Source organism: Campylobacter concisus UNSWCS, from assembly GCF_000466685.1.
GTDB lineage: Bacteria > Campylobacterota > Campylobacteria > Campylobacterales > Campylobacteraceae > Campylobacter_A > Campylobacter_A concisus_A.
Genome location: NZ_ANNG01000012.1, coordinates 1 through 1,327, shown reverse-complemented (window position 1 = coordinate 1,327; position 1,327 = coordinate 1). Strand labels below are relative to the sequence as shown.

Here is a 1,327-nt window from a genome sequence, read left to right as displayed (position 1 = left end):
ATTAGCGAGCACTCAGACATTAAATTTATACTTTTTAATGGGTCAGCACCCTTTTAAAATTTATTTTAAGTATGGGGGGGGGGTAGAATGCCTTTTTAACCAAAAAAGGAGAGTATAAAGATGAAAAAGCAAATTTTAGCTTCAGTCTTAGCCAGCGTTTTAGCCACAAGTAGCGTATATGCTTGGGGCTTTGGAAGTAGTAGAGAAAAGCCAAATTATGATTATAGCGCTGATAAAAAGCTTATAGAAACCAATACACAAAAAATTGGCACTGAAAAAGCAAAATATTGGTGCTTAGATCAAGGCAACGACCTAGGTTGTTTAGCATTAGAAAAATTAGAAGCTTTAAAGGGTAAAGATCTCAAAAAAGTTATAAATTATTATGAAAAAACTATTCCAGAGTATTGTTATGATAAAAAATTTGCTCCAGCATGCAATATACCAGCTCATGATTTGATAGAATGGAAAATAGTTTATTTTGCAAAAAAAAGTGATGATTATGCAAAAGTAGAAGCTATCCCGTCTGACTATGCAAAAGCACTTTCTGAGTCAAAAGCAGATGTAAAAATGCTTGAATATGGCTGCAATGAGTTAAAAAGTGCCTATATATGTAGAGATCTGCGCGACATGTATAAAAACTTAGGCGACAGAGAAAAGACAAAAGAATATAACGACAAAATGAAAAATGGTGATGAAAAATGGAATTCTGTTCTTTATGACTATCAGCACATGAGATATATAAATAGCAATAACTCTGCATGGTGGCTTTTGCTCTATTAAGCAAGTCAAATAATAAATTTCATTCGCTTTAGCTGACTTGTAAATTTAGTAAATTTCACCATCTCTCAAGTCAGCTATTTTAAATTTAAAGCTAAATTTAGCCCCCTACTCTTTTAAATTTATCGCTCACCTCAAAAAGCCAGACGCCAAATTTATCCTAAAGCATCTCTATAAACGCCTCCAGCCTTGTCTTGATCTGCCCAGCATCGCTTGTAGAAAAGTCCGTCTCAAGCGCCATGTAAGGCGTATTTACGTCGCTACATGCCCTTTTTATATTGGTAGTTTCTACGTTATAGGTGTGACAGGCTTGCAGCACAACGTCGATCACGCCGTCCGCCTTATACTCTTTTATCATCTCTTGAAGCACATTTTCTCTATCTTTATTTGGCGACATGATCGAGCAAGGTATCGCCATGTAGCGCTTTGCTATGGCGCTAATTGGATCGTCGTTTTCATCGACAAGGTTGCTAAAATTTTTAGTTCCAGTGCAGTTTTCGTAAGCCACCACGACGCCGCCTGCCTCTTCTATGGCTGGTACGATCTTGTC

At 36.8% G+C, this 1,327-nt stretch carries 2 protein-coding genes; one reads left to right on the top strand and one right to left on the bottom strand.

The window, feature by feature from the left end; all coding sequences use genetic code 11:
• The first annotated feature begins 120 nt into the window (after nucleotides 1-120).
• The gene (locus UNSWCS_RS04505; RefSeq protein WP_021087511.1) at nucleotides 121-780 is read left to right on the top strand and encodes a hypothetical protein; all 660 of its coding nucleotides are present in this window, start codon (nucleotides 121-123) and stop codon (nucleotides 778-780) included.
• Nucleotides 781-937: 157 nt separating this feature from the next.
• Here the strand turns inward: UNSWCS_RS04505 and UNSWCS_RS04500 are convergent.
• Nucleotides 938-1,327, bottom strand: a 390-nt coding sequence (locus UNSWCS_RS04500) for a 2-hydroxyacyl-CoA dehydratase family protein (RefSeq protein ID WP_035143514.1), incomplete at its 5' end; no start/stop codon positions are given.